This is a genomic window from Microbacterium sp. 2FI (assembly GCF_005502885.1).
In the GTDB taxonomy this organism is placed as follows: domain Bacteria; phylum Actinomycetota; class Actinomycetes; order Actinomycetales; family Microbacteriaceae; genus Microbacterium.
In genome coordinates, this window is sequence record NZ_SCMR01000011.1 from 25,728 (window position 1) to 41,889 (window position 16,162).

General features: G+C 69.6%; 18 protein-coding genes. 11 read left to right on the top strand and 7 right to left on the bottom strand.

What is annotated here, in order from left to right; genetic code table 11:
* Positions 1–3: 3 nt before the first annotated feature.
* From FFS15_RS10435 to FFS15_RS10465, 7 genes are read right to left on the bottom strand one after another with little or no spacing between them, the layout of a single operon-like run.
* Positions 4–1,029 (bottom strand): high-affinity nickel-transport protein, encoded by a 1,026-nt coding sequence (locus tag FFS15_RS10435; protein ID WP_137844967.1) that lies wholly within the window; start codon positions 1,027–1,029, stop codon positions 4–6.
* Positions 1,010–1,720, bottom strand: a complete 711-nt coding sequence (locus FFS15_RS10440; protein ID WP_249353945.1) for an urease accessory protein UreD — start codon at positions 1,718–1,720, stop codon at positions 1,010–1,012. The genes FFS15_RS10435 and FFS15_RS10440 overlap by 20 nt, the downstream gene beginning before the upstream one ends.
* Positions 1,717–2,490: an urease accessory protein UreG gene (gene ureG, locus FFS15_RS10445; RefSeq protein ID WP_137844968.1), complete on the bottom strand. Its 774-nt coding sequence runs from the start codon at positions 2,488–2,490 to the stop codon at positions 1,717–1,719. Before ureG ends, FFS15_RS10440 begins: the two co-directional genes overlap by 4 nt.
* The gene (locus FFS15_RS10450) at positions 2,483–3,151 is read right to left on the bottom strand and encodes an urease accessory UreF family protein (RefSeq protein WP_137844969.1); all 669 of its coding nucleotides are present in this window, start codon (positions 3,149–3,151) and stop codon (positions 2,483–2,485) included. Before FFS15_RS10450 ends, ureG begins: the two co-directional genes overlap by 8 nt.
* 11 nt (positions 3,152–3,162) lie before the next feature.
* Entirely contained in the window at positions 3,163–4,860 is a 1,698-nt protein-coding gene (locus tag FFS15_RS10455) for an urease subunit alpha (RefSeq protein ID WP_171013163.1), read from the bottom strand.
* Positions 4,847–5,197 (bottom strand): urease subunit beta, encoded by a 351-nt coding sequence (gene ureB, locus FFS15_RS10460; protein WP_137844970.1) that lies wholly within the window; start codon positions 5,195–5,197, stop codon positions 4,847–4,849. Before ureB ends, FFS15_RS10455 begins: the two co-directional genes overlap by 14 nt.
* 11 nt (positions 5,198–5,208) lie before the next feature.
* Positions 5,209–5,511, bottom strand: a complete 303-nt coding sequence (locus FFS15_RS10465; RefSeq protein ID WP_137844971.1) for an urease subunit gamma — start codon at positions 5,509–5,511, stop codon at positions 5,209–5,211.
* 353 nt (positions 5,512–5,864) lie between these two features.
* On the opposite strand from FFS15_RS10465, the gene urtA reads away from it, so the two are divergent.
* From urtA to FFS15_RS10520, 11 genes are all read left to right on the top strand, one after another.
* On the top strand, positions 5,865–7,166 hold the full coding sequence (gene urtA / locus FFS15_RS10470; RefSeq protein WP_137844972.1) for an urea ABC transporter substrate-binding protein: 1,302 nt from the start codon (positions 5,865–5,867) through the stop codon (positions 7,164–7,166).
* A 96-nt stretch (positions 7,167–7,262) separates the two neighbouring features.
* Positions 7,263–8,147 carry an urea ABC transporter permease subunit UrtB gene (gene urtB / locus FFS15_RS10475; RefSeq protein ID WP_137844973.1) on the top strand — a complete coding sequence of 295 codons (885 nt, stop codon included), beginning with the start codon at positions 7,263–7,265 and terminating at the stop codon, positions 8,145–8,147.
* Positions 8,144–9,262, top strand: coding sequence for an urea ABC transporter permease subunit UrtC (gene urtC, locus FFS15_RS10480; protein ID WP_249353947.1), 1,119 nt, complete (start codon positions 8,144–8,146; stop codon positions 9,260–9,262). The genes urtB and urtC overlap by 4 nt, the downstream gene beginning before the upstream one ends.
* On the top strand, positions 9,259–10,080 hold the full coding sequence (gene urtD, locus FFS15_RS10485; protein ID WP_137844974.1) for an urea ABC transporter ATP-binding protein UrtD: 822 nt from the start codon (positions 9,259–9,261) through the stop codon (positions 10,078–10,080). The genes urtC and urtD overlap by 4 nt, the downstream gene beginning before the upstream one ends.
* Position 10,081: 1 nt before the next feature.
* Positions 10,082–10,768, top strand: coding sequence for an ATP-binding cassette domain-containing protein (locus tag FFS15_RS10490; protein ID WP_137844975.1), 687 nt, complete (start codon positions 10,082–10,084; stop codon positions 10,766–10,768).
* A gap of 89 nt (positions 10,769–10,857) precedes the next feature.
* Positions 10,858–12,570, top strand: a complete 1,713-nt coding sequence (locus FFS15_RS10495; protein ID WP_249353949.1) for a hypothetical protein — start codon at positions 10,858–10,860, stop codon at positions 12,568–12,570.
* On the top strand, positions 12,567–13,136 hold the full coding sequence (locus tag FFS15_RS10500; RefSeq protein ID WP_137844976.1) for a TetR/AcrR family transcriptional regulator: 570 nt from the start codon (positions 12,567–12,569) through the stop codon (positions 13,134–13,136). The genes FFS15_RS10495 and FFS15_RS10500 overlap by 4 nt, the downstream gene beginning before the upstream one ends.
* Positions 13,133–13,729 (top strand): TetR/AcrR family transcriptional regulator, encoded by a 597-nt coding sequence (locus FFS15_RS10505; RefSeq protein ID WP_137844977.1) that lies wholly within the window; start codon positions 13,133–13,135, stop codon positions 13,727–13,729. The genes FFS15_RS10500 and FFS15_RS10505 overlap by 4 nt, the downstream gene beginning before the upstream one ends.
* Positions 13,726–14,973 carry a sensor histidine kinase gene (locus tag FFS15_RS10510; protein ID WP_249353951.1) on the top strand — a complete coding sequence of 416 codons (1,248 nt, stop codon included), beginning with the start codon at positions 13,726–13,728 and terminating at the stop codon, positions 14,971–14,973. Before FFS15_RS10505 ends, FFS15_RS10510 begins: the two co-directional genes overlap by 4 nt.
* Positions 14,973–15,596, top strand: coding sequence for a response regulator transcription factor (locus FFS15_RS10515; RefSeq protein WP_137844978.1), 624 nt, complete (start codon positions 14,973–14,975; stop codon positions 15,594–15,596). The genes FFS15_RS10510 and FFS15_RS10515 overlap by 1 nt, the downstream gene beginning before the upstream one ends.
* 87 nt (positions 15,597–15,683) lie before the next feature.
* Complete coding sequence (locus tag FFS15_RS10520) at positions 15,684–16,139, top strand: DUF2871 domain-containing protein (RefSeq protein WP_137844979.1); 456 nt, start codon at positions 15,684–15,686, stop codon at positions 16,137–16,139.
* Positions 16,140–16,162 lie beyond the last annotated feature (23 nt).

Below are 16,162 nucleotides of genomic sequence, written 5' to 3' on the forward strand. Positions count from 1 at the left end.
CGCTCACGACTCCCGCACGCGCGGCGACCGGGTGGCGATCAGCACGGCCGCCCACGTGAGCAGCAGCAGACCCGTCAGCACGAGTCCGAGGTCGTCGATGCCCACCGACGCCAGCCAGGGGAGCGGGCCGCCGAGGCCGAGATTCGAGACGAGGACGTCGGAGAGCTGGACGGTCGCGATCACCACGGCGGCGACGACGGAGATTCCGGTCATGGCGATCGCGTAGACCTCGCCGAGCGGACGCCCGGCGAACTGACGACGGCCGGGCTGCCACGTGTAGGCGCGCCGCATCACGGCTCCCTGCCCCGTGTCGAACGCGCTCATGCCCGCGGCGAAGAGAACCGGCAGGGTGAGCGCAGCCCACCAGGGCACGCCGCCGAGGGTAGCGGCGCCCGCGAGCGCGAGCAGCCCGATCTCGGTCGCGGTGTCGAAGCCGAGGCCGAACAGCAGCCCGACGACGTACATGCGCGAGGGGCGGTCGACCGCCTTCTCGAAGGGACCGAGCAGCCGCAGAACCGGTCCGCCCGCGTGCCCGTGGCGGTGGCGCAGCGCCGCGACGTTGATCGCGGCGATGACGAGGAGGAACACGCCCGACACCGTGGGTCCGATGACCCCGGTCCAGGTGCGGAGGGCCGAGGAGTCATCGGCGAGCGCCGATCCGACCGCCGCGATCCCGAAGGTCAGCACGATGCAGAGCACGACGACGATCGTCGAGTGGCCGAGCGAGAACCAGAAGCCGACGGTGCCGGCGGGCTTGCCGCGCTCCGCGAGGCGGCGCGTGGTGTTGTCGATCGCGGCGATGTGGTCGGCATCGAACGCATGCCGGACTCCGAGCGCGTACGCGGTGAGGCCGAGGCCGAGGGTCACCATCGCGCCGCCGCTGCCACCGAGCGGGATGCCCGCAGGGATCACCACGAAGACGAGGACTCCCCAGCCGAGGACGTGCAGCGCCGCGATGAACGCGATGACGCCGATCGTGCCCGGCCTGATGCGGGTCGCGGAGCGGGGCTCAGGCAGTGACGTCAACATGCTTCCTCTCGGCATCCGTCGCCCACGCTTCCCACACCGGGTCCAGCGGCGAGCCGTGCGTGTGATCGGAGAGGTGGCGGGCCATCGCCCCCGCGCGCTCGAATTCGAGATCGTTCGGTTGCAGGCGCGGCCGGAATCCGACCGCCACGACGGCGTCGTGCACCCGATTCACTCCCAGAACCCCCGGCTCGGGTGCCGTGCCGTCGGCCTCCAACCGCTCGACCAGGATCGGGCCGTCGCGGTCTGCGACAGCCAGCGCCGAGGCCAGCCGTCCGCCGCGCTCGCCGTGCCTGCCGAGAACCAGCGTCTCGCGGATCACTGCTCGGGCGCCGGGTTCCAGCGTCACCGTGCTCCGGCGCTCGACGTCGGCTCCGTCGGTGACCACGAACGGCAGGCCGTCCCACAGCAGCGTCGCATCGGGTCCGATCCGGATGTCCACCACCCACGACGAGCGGCTCCCGCGGTAGGCGACCGTGCCCCCGACATCCTGGATCTCGAGGGTGCATCCCGCCCCCACGTCGATGCCGACGTGCACGTGGTCGCCGCCGAGCAGCACCATTCCGGCCGCAGCGACGGCGACGTGCGCCCGCGTGGCATCGCGCGCGACCAGGCGCGGCGCGAGCGCGCCGACCGAGAGAGCCACGTGGGCACGTGGCTCGCCGGCGGTGACCGCGATTCGCGTGCCGGTCACTCGTTCGCGTTCGTCCCCGCGCCGGCGTGCGCGTGCGTGTGGGCGTCCTCGTCGTGCGTGTGCACGAAGCCGCCGTCGGGGTGCTCCTCGTCGGCGTGGAAGTGCGGCGCCATCGGCCCCGGATCCTGCGGCACGTGGTGGCCGGAACGGTGTGCGGCGAGCATGCTCAGCACCCAGGTGCGCAGGGCCGCGACCGACTCCGCGTCGTGGCGCGAGAGCGCCAGCACCGCCCGACCCTCGCGGGCCTCTTCGGCATCCGCGACCATCTGCGGCACGTCGACGCCGACATAGGGCGCGAGGTCGGTCTTGTTGACGACCAGCAGGTCGGCACGGCCGATCCCCGGGCCGCCCTTGCGCGCGACATCCCCACCGCCGGCGACATCGAGCACGAAGATCTGGGCGTCGACGAGCGCGGGCGAGAACGTGGCGGTCAGGTTGTCGCCGCCCGATTCGATCAGCACGACGTCGAGGGGCGAGAAGTCGCGCTCGAGGTCTTCGGCGGCGAGGAGGTTCGTCGTGATGTCGTCGCGGATCGCGGTGTGCGGGCACGCGCCCGTCTCGACGGCGCGGATGCGCTCGGGCTCGAGCACGCCGGCCGAACGGAGGAACCGGGCATCCTCGTCGGTGTAGATGTCGTTCGTGATCACGCCGAGGCGCAGCTCGGAGCCGAGCGCGCGGCACACCGTCGCGATGAGCGACGACTTGCCGGTGCCGACGGGGCCGGCGACGCCGAGGCGGAGAGCGCGGGCGGATGCGGGGGAATCAGGCACGGAAGAGCCTCCTGTTGGTGACGGCGTGGGCTTCTGCCCACATCTCGGACTGCGGGGCGCTCGCCGCGGGGATCGCCTCCGGTGAGGTGAGGGCGGCGAGCTGGGGGGTGAAGGTGTCGACCGAAGCGCAGGCGCCGAGAACGAGGCGCACGCCGTCGACCGGGTCGCCCGGCTCGAGCTTGAGGAGCGCCGCGACGCCGCAGGCCATGTCGTCGTAGACGGCGAGGCGCACGAGGGTCTCGGCGTCGAGGCCGGCATGGGCGGCGACCGCCCCGAGGACGACGGGGCGCGACCACATCGCCGCACCGGCAAGACCCGCGATCGGCGCCGAGTCGGGCCAGAGACGCCCGGCGAGGCGCAGTAGTCCGCGACCGAGCTCGCGCGATGACTGCCGGGTCGCTGGGCTCGGCGTGCGAGCGGCCCACGCCTGCTCGACAGGAGCGTACGCGCCGCCGCGAAGACCGGCAGCACGCGCGACGACGGCGGTCGCGGCATCCACCATCGTCGTGGTCCTCGCCCGCGCCCGCAGGAACGCGCCGATCTCGCTCGGCTCGAGCCCGCCTTGCAGCGCCGGCTCGAGCCCCGACGAGAACGCGTACCCGCCCGAGGGCAGGCGCGCGTCGGCCAGCAGCAGGGTGATCGTGTGCGCGTCGGGGGTCATCGAGGGGCTGCTCAGAACATGGTGTAGAGCTGCGCGAGGGGGAGGGATGCCGCGGGTGCGGGCACGACGGTGTCGCCGTCGATCGCGATCTCGAACGTGTCGGGCTGAATGGCGATCGAGGGGAGCACGTCGTTGTTGCGCATATCGGCCTTGCCGATGTGCCGGGTCGACTGCACCGCCGCGAGTCGGCGCCGCAGCCCCAGCGTCTCGGCGAGACCGTCGTCGAGCGCTGCGGGCGAGACGTAGGTCACCGACAGGTCGGCGCCGATCGTGTCGCCGAACGACGGCCGCATCATGACGGGCTGGGGCGTCGGGATCGAGGCGTTCGGGTCGCCGAGCGCCGCCCACGCGATCGCGCCGCCCTTGACGACGACCGCAGGCCGCACGCCGAAGAACTTCGGGTCCCACACCACGAGGTCGGCGAGCAGGCCCACCTCGATCGAGCCGACGTCGTACGCGATGCCGTGCGCGATCGCGGGGTTCACGGTGTACTTCGCGACGTAGCGCCGCGCGCGCTCGTTGTCGGCCGGCATCCCGCCTCCGAGCGCGCCGCGACGGTGCTTCATGACGTGCGCGACCTGCCACGTGCGCGTGATCACCTCGCCGATGCGGCCCATCGCCTGCGCGTCGGACGACGTGATCGAGAGGGCTCCGATGTCGTGCAGGATGTCTTCGGCCGCGATCGTGGTGGCCCGGATGCGCGACTCGGCGAACGCGAGGTCTTCGGGCACCGCGGGGTTCAGGTGGTGGCAGACCATCAGCATGTCGAGGTGCTCGGCGACCGTGTTGACGGTGTGCGGGAGCGTCGGGTTGGTCGACCCGGGGATCACGTTCGGAAGGCCCGCGATCGACAGGATGTCGGGGGCGTGGCCTCCACCGGCGCCCTCGACATGGAATGCGTGGATCGAACGGCCGGCCATCGCCGCGATCGTCGACTCGACGAAGCCGGCCTCGTTGAGCGAGTCGGAGTGGAGGGCGACCTGCAGCCCCCAGTCGTCGGCGGCTTTCAGCGACGCGTCGATCGCGGCAGGAGTCGAGCCCCAGTCCTCGTGCACCTTGTAGCCCGCAGCACCCGCGAGCGCCTGTTCCTTGAGCGCAGCGGCCGATACGGTGTTGCCCTTGCCGAGCAGCAGCACGTTCACCGGCAGGGGGTCGAGCGCGCGGTGCATGTTGGTGAGGTGCCACGCGCCGGGCGTGACGGTCGTCGCCTTCGATCCCTCCGACGGGCCGGTGCCGCCGCCGACGATCGTGGTGATGCCGGTCGCGAGCGCCTCATGGAGCTGCGACGGCGAGAGCAGGTGGACGTGGGAGTCGATCGCGCCGGCGGTGACGATGCGCCCTTCGCCGGCGATCACGTCGGTCGACGGGCCGATGATCATGTCGATGCCGTCGCTGATGTCGGGATTGCCCGCGTGGCCGATGCCCACGATGCGCCCGTCGCGGATGCCGATGTCGGCGCGCACGATGCCCCACCAGTCGAGGATGATCGCGTTCGTGATGACGGTGTCGAGCGCCCCGTCGGCACGACTCGTGGTCGCCTGCGCCATCGACTCGCGGATCGACTTGCCGCCGCCGAAGATCGCCTCCTCGCCGCCGACGGTGAGATCCCGCTCGATCTGGATCCACAGATCGGTGTCGCCCAGGCGCACCTCGTCGCCGACCGTCGGTCCGTAGATCGCGGCGTACCGCGACCGGTCAAGCCACACCATCGAGCACCCCTTCGGCTTCGGTCTTGATCTGGATGCCGGGAACCCGGCGTGCTCCGCGGAGCGCAACGGCGTCGAGCTCGCGCGAGGCGCCGGGCTCGAAGCGCTGCGAGGTGCCCGACGGGATGTCGAGGCGGAAGCCGCGGGCGGCCGCCCGGTCGAAGTCGAGCGCGGAGTTGGCGTCGGGAAGGTGCAGGTGCGACCCGATCTGGATGGGCCGATCGCCGGTGTTCACGAACACCAGGCGGATGCGTTGGTCGCCCGAGCGGTCGGCGTTCAGCTCGATCTGCCCCGGGAGGATGCGGAAGGCGCCCGGGCCCTCGCTCGATACGGATGCCATGCGTGCTGCCCTCAGTCGATCGGGTGATGGATGGTGACGAGCTTGCGCCCGTCGGGGAAGGTGGCCTCGATCTGCACATCGGCGATCATCTCCGGCACTCCCGGCATGACCTGGTCTCGCGTGAGCACCTGACGGCCGGCATCCATGAGCTCCGCCACGCCCTGGCCCTCTCGCGCGCCCTCGATCACCCAGCACGACAGCAGCGCGATCGTCTCGGGATGGTTCAGAGCGATGCCCCGTGAGAGCCGGTCGCGCGCGACCATGGCGGCCACCGAGAGCAGGAGCTTCTCGGTCTCGGCTGGCGTGAAGTGCATCGCTCTCCTCCGACGTCGGATCGATGTCAGAAGTGTGCCACAGCGGGCCCGTTCGGCGAGGGCTGGAAAGGGTGGTCGGAAGGCGCGATCCCGCGGAATCCCCATGATTCCGCGGCATTTCGGCCGATTCATCCAGCCACGGTTTACACGATCGGAACAATCGAGAAATGTCAGAGCAATGACACAGTCCCATGCTGGGCACTACCGCAGCAGTTCCGCGATCCATCCCGCACCATCGCACGCCCCTGCTCCACGCTCGGCCTCGACGAGGCCAGTCAGCCCAGACCTTCGAGGCCTCGGCACCGGTGATCGGCGTGCCCGGATTCACGCAGCAAACAGAAACGGAGTTCCCCATGAGCACCATTCGCACACGGCGGCTGAGGACCGCCCTGATCGTCCCGGCGATGCTCGCCGGCGCCGCACTCGTCCTCGCCGGCTGCGGGTCTCGCGCCGGCGACACCGCAGAACCGGCTGCCTCCGGGTCGGCGGAGAGCTGCGTCGACACGTCCGGCGACACGATCAAGCTCGGCTTCCTCAATTCGCTCACCGGCGGCATGGCGATCTCGGAGAAGACGGTCTCCAACGTCCTGCACATGGCGGCCGACGAGATCAACGCCGACGGTGGCATCCTCGGCAAGCAGATCGAGTACATCCAGGAAGACGGCGCCACCGACTGGCCGACCTTCGCCGAGAAGACCGAGAAGCTGCTGACGCAGGACTGCGTGGGCGCGATCTTCGGCGGCTGGACCTCGTCGTCGCGCAAGGCCGTGAAGCCCGTCGTCGAGGAGCACAACGGTCTGTTCTTCTACCCGGTGCAGTACGAGGGCCTCGAGTCGTCGCCGAACATCTACTACACCGGCGCGACGACCAACCAGCAGATCATCCCGGCGCTGGACTTCCTTGCGGCCGAAGGTGTCGAGACGCTGTTCCTCGCAGGCTCCGACTACGTCTTCCCGCGCACCGCGAACGCGATCATCAAGCTCTACGCCGAGGAGCTCGGCATCGAGATCGTCGGCGAGGAGTACGTGCCGCTCGACAAGGACGACTGGACCACCCAGGTCGCGAAGATCGTCGAGGCCGACCCCGACTACGTCTTCAACACGATCAACGGGTCGTCCAACGTCGGCTTCATCAAGGCGTACTACGACGCCGGACTCACCCCCGAGGAGACCCCGATCATCTCGGTGTCGATCGCCGAGGAAGAGGCGCCGGCCATGGGGCACGAGGTGACGGGCAACTACGCGTCGTGGAACTACTTCCAGTCGATGGACACGCCCAACAACCCGGCGTTCATCGAGCGCTGGCAGGCCTACCCCGGCAACAGCGGCGTGACCAGCGACCCGATGGAGGCGGCGTACATCTCGCTCTACCTCTACAAGGCTCTGGTCGAGGCGGCAGGGTCGTTCGACGTCGACGCGATCAACGAGGCGGCGGTCGAGAACGAGATCACCGTCGATGCCCCCGAGGGCGTCGTCACCCTCGACGGTGAGAACCACCACATCTCCAAGCCCGGCAACATCGGCCGGATCAACGCCGACAACCAGTTCGACATCGTCTGGTCGTCAGACGGCTTCATCGAGCCCGACCCGTACCTCGAGGGGTACGACTGGTTCCCCGCCGACGTCCGCGATGCGCTGGTAGCCGCCGCAGGCTGACGCCCGCAGGGTGTGGGGTCCCGTGTCCATCCGGCACGGGACCCCACGCTCCACCATCGCCTCCAGACTCCGCCACCGCACAGAGAGCGACCGACCGTGGATGCACTCATACCGCCGCTGCTGAACGGCACGGCGCTCGGCGCGCTGCTGCTGCTGGCAGCACTCGGGCTCACCCTCACCTTCGGGCAGATGGGGGTGATCAACATGGCGCACGGCGAGTTCATCATGGCCGGCGCCTTCATCGCCTATCTGACCCAGTTGGTCGTCACCTCGACCAACATCTCGATCCTGCTGGCGCTGCCGCTCGCGTTCGTCGGTGCGGGCCTCCTCGGCCTCCTCCTCGAGGTCGGCATCATCCAGTGGATGTACCGGCGACCGCTGGACACCCTCCTCGTCACGGTCGGGGTGAGCCTGATCCTGCAGCAGGTAGCCCTGCAGATCTTTCCCGCGCAGGGCGTGCCGGTCGAGAGCCCGGACTGGCTCGACGGGCAGATCAACGTCTTCGGCTACGGCTGGCCGCTGCGGCAGGTGTTCACGATCCTGCTCGCAGCCGCGTGCCTCGTGGCCCTGGCCGCGTGGCTCAAGTACTCGTCCTTCGGACGCCGAATCCGAGCGACGGTGCAGAACCGCGACCTCGCCGAGACCAGCGGCATCCGCACCCGCACGATCGACCGGCTCACCTTCTTCGTCGGCTCGGGCCTGGCCGGCGTCGCCGGCGTCGCGGCATCCCTCATCGGCGGAACCAACTCCCAGATGGGCACGCAGTACATCATCCCGGCCTTCCTCGTCGTCGTCGCCGGCGGCATCGGCCAGATCAAGGGCACCGTGATCGCGGCGCTCGCGTTCGGCATCGCGCTGTCGTACTTCGCCGACTGGACGACGGGGAGCATGGCGCAGGTCCTCGCATTCGTGCTGCTCGTGATCTTCCTGCAGTTCCGACCACAGGGCCTGTTCACGGTCCGCACCCGGGGGTTGACATGACCATGACCAAGCTGAAGCCGTGGCTGCCGCTCATCGGCATCGGCGTGTTCGCCGTGCTGCTGCTGGTGGTTGCCCCCGCCGTGCTCTCGATGCACTGGATCAACAACCTCGGCAAGTACTGCTGCTGGGCGATCGCGGCCGTCGGCATCGGGCTGGCGTGGGGACGCGGAGGGATGCTGGTCCTCGGCCAGGGCGTCTTCTTCGGTCTCGGCGCCTACGCCATGGCGATGCACATGACGCTCGAGAGCGCGGGGCCGGACAGCCTTCCGGTGTTCATGATCCTGTACGACCCGTCCGCCTCGCTTCCTGTCTTCTGGGAGCCGTTCCGCAGTCCCGCTTTCACCCTCGTCGCCATCATCGCGCTTCCGGTGATCGTGGCCTCGGTCCTCGGCTTCGCACTCTTCAAGCGACGGATCAAGGGCGCGTACTTCGCGATCCTGTCCCAGGCGCTCGCTGTGGCGCTCGCCGTGCTCATCAGCTCGACGATCCGCGAGACGGGTGGCGACACGGGGCTCAGCGACTTCCGCTACTTCTTCGGGTTCGTCCTCGAGGACGACGCGAACAAGATGATGATCTTCATGATCGCGGCGTCGCTGCTCATCGCGTGCCTCCTGGTCGTGTGGCAGCTGAACCGCAGCCGCTTCGGCGAACTGCTGATCGCGACGCGGGATGCCGAGGAGCGCGTGCGCTTCCTCGGCTACGACCCGGCCAACATCAAGCTCGTCGCCTACGTCGTCGCCGCCGTCATGGCCAGCATCGCCGGCGCCATGTTCGTCCCGATCGTCGGCATCATCACGCCGGCTGAGATCGGCGCTTCGGCGTCGATCCTGATGATTGCGGGCGTCGCTCTCGGCGGGCGCGCCTCGCTGTTCGGACCGGCTCTCGGAGCGATGGCGATCGGGTGGGGGCAGTCGAGCCTCGGCTCGAGCTGGCCGAGCGGCTGGGTCTACATCCTGGGACTGGTCTTCATCCTGGTGACGCTGTTCCTTCCGATGGGGCTCTCGTCGCTGTTCTCGAAGGCGAAGAACGCGGTATGGCGCTCACGCAGAACGCCGCCGGATCCCGATCCCGCCCCCGCCGCCTCGGCGCCGGTGCTCGAGGAGGTGGCGAAGTGACCGCCGCTGCGGATGCGCTCGTCGTCACCGATCTGCGGGTCGAGTTCGACGGCTTCGTCGCGGTCGGCGGCGTCTCATTCGACGCCCACCCGGGCGAGGTGAGGTTCCTCATCGGCCCGAACGGCGCCGGCAAGACGACCTGCATCGACGCCATCACGGGTCTGTCGAAAGGCACCGGCTCGGTGACGCTCGGCGACCAGGAGCTCTTGGGGCGACCGGTCAACAAGATCGTCCGCCTCGGCGTCGGCCGCACCTTCCAGACCGCGAGCGTCTTCGAGCAGCTCACCGTGCTGCAGAATCTCGACATCGCGGCGGGGCTCCACCGCTCGGCGCTGTCGCTCCTGCGCGCTCGCCGCGGGGTCGATCCGTCGATCGAGACCGCGCTGGAGGAGACGGGCCTGAGCGCCGAGCGCGCGACGCCCGCCGGCATCCTGTCGCACGGACAGAAGCAGTGGCTCGAGATCGCGATGATGCTCGTGCAGGGCCCCCGCGCGCTGCTGCTCGACGAACCCGTCGCCGGGATGAGCCAGGACGAGCGGACGGCGACGGGTGAGCTGCTGCAGCGCATCGCCGAGCGCCGGATCGTGCTGGTGGTCGAGCACGACATGGACTTCATGCGCCGCTACGCCTCGCGCGTCACAGTGCTGCACCAGGGCAAGGTGCTCTCGGAGGGCGCGGTCGCCCAGGTGCAGGCCGACCCGAAGGTGCAGGAGGTCTACCTCGGCACCGCCGGGGCGGCGACGACCACCGGCATGCTCGCCGTGGCCGAGTCGACGCCCGCGATGACGGATGCCGCTACCCAGGGAAACGGGGCCTGAGATGCTCGAGCTGAACGAAATCCAGGCCGGCTACGGCCGCACGCTCGTGCTGCACGGCGTCACGCTGCCGCGCTCCGATACGGTGGTGGCCGTCCTCGGCCACAACGGTGCGGGAAAGTCGACGCTTCTGCGCGTCGCGATCGGGCTCATCAAGCCGCGCAGCGGCCAGGTGATCTTCCAGGGCGAGGATGTCACGTCGCTCCCGCCCAACAAGCGCGTCGCACGCGGAATGGCCTACGTGCCGCAGGGGCAGCAGTCGTTCGGTCAGCTGACGACGATGGAGAACCTGCAGCTCGTCGCCGACGGCCGCAGACGCGGCAAGGCGCTCATCGAGCAGCAGCTGACGCGCTTCCCCGCACTCGAGAAGTTCGCCACCCGCAAGGCCGGTCTCCTCTCGGGCGGCCAGCGGCAGCAGCTCGCGATCGCGCGAGCCCTCATCACCGAGCCCAAGCTCCTGATCCTCGACGAGCCGACCGAGGGCATCCAGCCGACGATCGTCGCCGAGATCGAGCACACCGTGATGCAGCTCGCGAGCGAGGGGCTGTCGGTGCTGCTCGTCGAGCAGCACATCGGGTTCGCGCTGGAGGCCGCCGACAAGTACCTCGTACTCGCGAGCGGCTTCGCATCGAGCACCGGGGAGGGTGGGGCATCCGCCGCAGAGAACGTGCGCATGGCCATGGCTATCTGATCTGTCGCGAGGTCTTCTCTCGCCGCAACGCGGCTGTAACACGGTGCGTCCACAATGGTGCGCACGCGTGGGACGCGAGGAGTGCGACGGTGACGAGGGCAGACAACGCGCGGGCAGCCGCCGAGGACAGCCTCGAGGACTATGCCTTCCGCTACGTTCCGCGCTCGTTTCGGCGCTGGAGCGCCGGCGCGGTCGGGGTGACCGCGCTCGGCTCGATCGCCTTCCTCGCCGACTTCTCGATCGGCGCCTCGATCGGCATCGAGCACGGCACGAACAACGCCGTGCTCGGCATCCTGCTCGCGTCCGTGACGATCTTCCTCGTCGGGCTTCCGATCGCCTACTACGCCGCTCGCTACAACCTCGACCTCGATCTCATCGCCCGCGGCTCGGGGTTCGGCTACTACGGGTCGTCGATCACGACCGTGATCTTCGCGATCTTCACGTGCATCTTCTTCGCACTGGAGGGGGCGATCATGGCGCAGGGGATCCAGGTGGCCACCGGCATCCCGCTTCCCATCGGCTATCTCATCTCCACGGTCGTCGTGATCCCCATCGTGATCTACGGGATGCGAGCGCTCGAGCGACTGCAGTTCTGGACGACGCCGCTGTGGCTCGCACTCGCGCTGCTTCCGCTGCTGTGGGTCATCGTCTCGGATCCCGACGCGGTCGCCGCCTTCGTCGCCTACACCGGCAACACCGACGGCGCCCTCGACTTCGGCGCCGTGGTGGCCAGCGCCGCGGTGTGCTTCGCCCTCACACCGCAGCTCGCCGAGCAGATCGACGTGATCCGCGCCATGCCGCCCCGAACGCGCGCGAACGCCCGCTCATGGTGGACGTCGCTGCTGTTCGCCGGTCCCGGGTGGGTGCTGTTCAGCGGACTCAAGCAGGTCGCCGGCGTCTTCCTCGCCGTCTACCTCTTCACGCGCGTCGATCCCGACCTCGCCGCGCGCGCGACCGAGCCGGTGCTGCAGTTCGTCGGACTGTACTCGTCGATGATGCCCGAGTGGCTGGCGATCGGGCTCGCGCTCATCCTCGTCGTGATCGCGCAGGTGAAGATCAACGTCACCAACGCCTATTCGGGCTCGCTCGCGTGGTCGAACGTCTACACGCGGCTCACGAAGACCTACCCCGGGCGCTCGGTGTTCGTGTTCTTCAACCTCGCGATCGCGCTGGGGCTGATGTGGATGGACGTCTTCAGCCTGATCGCCTTCGTGCTCAGCCTCTACGCGAACGTCGTGATGGCGTGGCTCGTGACGATCGCCGCCGACATCGCGATCAACAAGTACCTGCTGCGGCTCTCGCCGATCTTCCCCGAGTTCCGCCGGGGCATGCTCCACGACTGGAACCCGGTGGGCCTCGTCTCGGTGGGGCTCGCGTCGGTGCTCTCGCTCGCGGCTTTCGGAGGCGCCTTCGGCGAGGAGGTCAGGCCGTACTCCGTCCTGATCGCGATCGGCGTGGCTCTCGTCGTCACACCGCTCATGGCGATCATCACGGGCGGGCGTTTCTATCTGCGTCGCCGGAGCGACGGCATCCCCTCGCCGATGTTCGACGCCGACGGCAACCCGTCGGGTGAGCGACTTCGCTGCCATGTCACCGGCTACACGTTCGAGCGCCCGGATATGCTGGCGTCGGCGGAGCGCGGCCCGCACGGAGAGCTCCAGTTCGTCTCGTCGCTCGCGCTCACGCTCGATGCATCCGACCGGTACGTCCTGCCGCCCGAGCCCAAGCCGGTGCGGCGAAGGGCGGCGAAGCGGGAGGTGCGGGTGGTGGGGAGTCGCATCGCGAGAGGAGAAGGCGGATGACCGCTGAGCCGGTGGACACACCCACCGCGATCCTCCAGAGCGCGGCGGCGGCGCTGCGCGAGACCACCTTCGACGACATCTCGTACCGATCGCTGGGTGATGCGGTCGGCGTTTCCGAGCGCACCGTCTACCGCCAGTTCCCGACCCGGTCGCACCTCCTCGAGGGGCTCGCCCAGTGGATCGAGCAGGCCGAGTTCCCGTTGCCGGCGTTCGTCACCATCCCCGAGTTCCGTGCCGCGGCACGCGACCGATTCGGCGCCTTCGATGCGTCACCGGCCTTCGCCTTCGTGTGCGCTCGCGCGGCATCCATCTCTCCCACGGTCGAATCGGAATCGACATTCCTGACCCGCGCGATCGACGGGATGCTGGAGACGGAGTACCCGACGGTCAACGCACGCGATCGCCGGCGCGTCGCCGCGACGATCCGGTACTTCGCCTCCGCGCAGTTCTGGGCGCGCATGCGCACCGGCTTCGAGATGAGCGCCCCGGAGATCTCGGACGTCTTCGATCGCACGGTGGGGCTCGCCGTCAGCGGTCTGCCCACTCCGTCGCGGGCGCCGAGATGAGCGCGCAGGCGCCGGGTCTCGCATCCGAGATCAGCGACACCGCCCCGAATCGCACGCAGGAGGCGATTCTCGCAGCGTACGCCGAGCTGATCGAAGAGCTCGGCACCGACGACGTCTCGTTCCGGCTCATCGCGCGACGGGCGGGCATCGGCGAGCGCACGATCTTCCGCAACTACGCCACCCGCGTCGACCTTCTGCTCGCTACGGCCGCCTGGATCGAGCGCAGCATCTTCACTCGGCCGGAATCCTCGTCCGTCTTCGACATCCCCCTCGCGATCCGCGAGGCGATGGCGGCGTACGACCGCCGGCCCGAGCTCGCCCACGTCGTCGCCGAGACCTCGATGCGCGGCGTCAGCGGCGCCGCGCCGTCGCCCACCCGTGACTCTCTCTCCGCGATGCTCGCACGCGAGGCGCCGTCGCTGCCCGAGGGTGAGCGCGTCTCGATCGTGGCGGCGCTGTCGCACCTGGACTCCGCTGCGACCTGGGTGACGCTGCGCCGCGAGCTGCACATGGACGGGCGAGACATCGCCGACGCGGCAGGGTGGGCGGCCGAAGCGGTGCTCGACCCGATCCGGGGGCGCGTCGCCTCGTGACCGACGCGGTCGAAGCCCGCGGCTGGCGGGGGCTGATCGGCTCGATCCGACTCGGCCAGATCGTCATCACGGTCGTGCTGATCGTCGTGGGGACTGTTCGGGCCATCGGCGACGGCACGCCGTGGCCCGGGGTGGTCGCCGTCGCGGCGGTGTTCGCCGGCTGGTACTTCGGCGGGCTGCGGCTGGTCGACCGCGCCCGCGACCCGGCGCTCGCGACATGGTGGCTCCTCGGGCTCGCCCTGATCTGGATCGGTGCCGTGGCCGTCTCGCCCGAGTTCGTGTGGCTCGCCTTCCCGCTGTGGCTGCTCGCCGGGTTCGTGCTGCGGCTGCGGTGGGCGGTGCCGTTCAGCATCCTCGTCTTCGTCGTGGTCGTCGCAGCGCCCCTCATCCACACCGGCACGACGACGTATGCGAACGTCATCGGGCCGCTCATCGGCGGCGTCTTCGCCCTCGGGATCTCGCGCGGCTACCTCGAGCTCGTCCGCGACGGCGAGGAGCGTCGCCGGCTGATCGCGTCGCTCGTGGCGACGCAGGCCCAGATGGCCGAGCTGCAGGACGAGCTCGCCCGAACTCAGCGCGACTCCGGAGCCGGTGTCGAGCGCACACGCCTCTCGCGCGACATCCACGACACGGTCGCCCAGAGCCTGTCGTCGATCGGATTGATCGCCGGCGGCGCACGGGCGCGCGGCGAAGACGCCGACGGGGACGGGGACGGGGACGTGACGGATCGCGCACTCGATCAGATTCAAGCGCTGGCACGCGAAGGGCTCGGCGACACGCGCCGGATCGTCGACGCGCTGACTCCCGCCGAGCTCGAGGGGTCGGCGCTCGGCGACGCCCTGCGACGGATGCTGTCGCGTCTCGCTGACGAGACCGGCATGCGCACCGACCTCCACGTCGACGAGACGGTGCCGGCGCTTCCCGTCGCCGTCGAGGTCGCCCTGCTGCGCACCGCGCAGTCAGCGCTCGCGAACGTGCGGGAGCACGCGGGCGCCGAGCGCGTCGTGGTCAGCCTCGTCGACGCGGGATCGACGGTGCGTCTCGACGTCGTCGACGACGGCGCGGGCTTCGATCTGGAGCGCTGGGACTCGGCATCCACCCGTCGCCCCGCCGGCGGATACGGACTGCGTGCGATGCGTGCCCGCCTTCGAGAACTCGGAGGCGGCCTCGACATCGAGAGCACACCTGGTGCGGGGACGGCTCTGTCGGCATCCCTCCCGCTCGGCGGAACCGGAGGCGCGTGATGACCGTGCTGCGCGTGCTGCTGGTCGACGACCACCCGATCGTCCGCGCCGGACTCCGGTCGCTGTTCGTCGGTCACGACGCCGTCGAGGTCGTCGGCGAGGCGGCGACCGGCGAGGAGGCGGTGCTGCTGGCGTCCCACCTGCGACCCGACGTCGTGCTGTGCGACCTGCGTCTGGGCGCGGGGATGGACGGCGTGCAGACGACCGCGGCGCTGCGCGCCCTCGACCCGGCGCCGGCCGTCATCATCCTGACGACGTTCGATCGGGATGCCGAGATCCTCGGTGCGATCGAGGCCGGCGCTTCGGGCTTCCTGCTCAAGGATGTCGCTCCGGAGGTGATCGTGCGCTCGATCGCGCAGGCGGCCGCGGGCGAGCTCGTCCTGACGCCCGAACTGACCGACCGCGTGGTGCGGGTCATGCGCGCGCCGCGGGTGCGGCTCACCGAGCGCGAGCGCGATGTGCTGCGGCTCCTCGACACCGGCGCTTCGAACAAGCAGATCGCCACCGCCCTGTTCGTCAGCGAAGCGACCGTGAAGACCCATCTCGTGCACCTCTTCGACAAGCTCGCGGTCGACAGCAGATCCCGAGCGGTCGCCCTCGCCCGCGAGACCGGCCTGCTCTGAGGCGAGAGGTCACATCTCAACCCTTCGGTTGATCTCCGTGCGCGGCGAAGCACTGAGGCTGGAGTGAGTCCTCGAAAGGAATCACCCATGCGTCGCCTCTACTACTCCGCCTTCGCCTATATGGTCGGCGGTGTCCTGTCCGGTCTCTTCTATCGCGAGTTCACGAAGCTCAACGGCTTCCCCCCGGGCGAGTTCACCCAGCTCGGCCTCGCCCATACCCATCTGCTGACGCTCGGATTCATCGTGCTCGTGATCGTCCTTCTGCTCGAGCGGGCATTCACACTGTCGCGCAGCCGGCTGTTCGGCTGGTTCTTCTGGGTCTACAACGCGGGCGTGATCCTCACCTCGGCCATGCTCGTCTGGCGCGGCAGTCTCACGGTCCTCGGGCAGGAGTCGTCGAAGATGATCGCGGGCATCGCCGGGACGGGCCATATGCTGCTCACCGCCGGCATGGTCCTGCTCTTCCTCGCGCTCGGTCGGGCCATCGCCGCCGACCGCAGGGTCGAGGCGGCGCATCAGCCTGAACTCGTCGGCGCGAGCTGATCGCCTGAGGTCGCCGCGATGCG

What these genes read in the sequence shown, in the direction of transcription:
- FFS15_RS10435 (WP_137844967.1), bottom strand. Translation starts at nt 1,029, where the DNA reads ATGTTGACGTCACTGCCTGAGCCCCGCTCCGCGACCCGCATCAGGCCG.
- FFS15_RS10450 (WP_137844969.1), bottom strand. Translation starts at nt 3,151, where the DNA reads ATGACCCCCGACGCGCACACGATCACCCTGCTGCTGGCCGACGCGCGC.
- FFS15_RS10455 (WP_171013163.1), bottom strand. Translation starts at nt 4,860, where the DNA reads ATGGTGTGGCTTGACCGGTCGCGGTACGCCGCGATCTACGGACCGACG.
- ureB (WP_137844970.1), bottom strand. Translation starts at nt 5,197, where the DNA reads ATGGCATCCGTATCGAGCGAGGGCCCGGGCGCCTTCCGCATCCTCCCG.
- FFS15_RS10465 (WP_137844971.1), bottom strand. Translation starts at nt 5,511, where the DNA reads ATGCACTTCACGCCAGCCGAGACCGAGAAGCTCCTGCTCTCGGTGGCC.
- urtA (WP_137844972.1), top strand. Translation starts at nt 5,865, where the DNA reads ATGAGCACCATTCGCACACGGCGGCTGAGGACCGCCCTGATCGTCCCG.
- urtC (WP_249353947.1), top strand. Translation starts at nt 8,144, where the DNA reads ATGACCATGACCAAGCTGAAGCCGTGGCTGCCGCTCATCGGCATCGGC.
- FFS15_RS10490 (WP_137844975.1), top strand. Translation starts at nt 10,082, where the DNA reads ATGCTCGAGCTGAACGAAATCCAGGCCGGCTACGGCCGCACGCTCGTG.
- FFS15_RS10500 (WP_137844976.1), top strand. Translation starts at nt 12,567, where the DNA reads ATGACCGCTGAGCCGGTGGACACACCCACCGCGATCCTCCAGAGCGCG.
- FFS15_RS10505 (WP_137844977.1), top strand. Translation starts at nt 13,133, where the DNA reads ATGAGCGCGCAGGCGCCGGGTCTCGCATCCGAGATCAGCGACACCGCC.
- FFS15_RS10515 (WP_137844978.1), top strand. Translation starts at nt 14,973, where the DNA reads ATGACCGTGCTGCGCGTGCTGCTGGTCGACGACCACCCGATCGTCCGC.
- FFS15_RS10520 (WP_137844979.1), top strand. Translation starts at nt 15,684, where the DNA reads ATGCGTCGCCTCTACTACTCCGCCTTCGCCTATATGGTCGGCGGTGTC.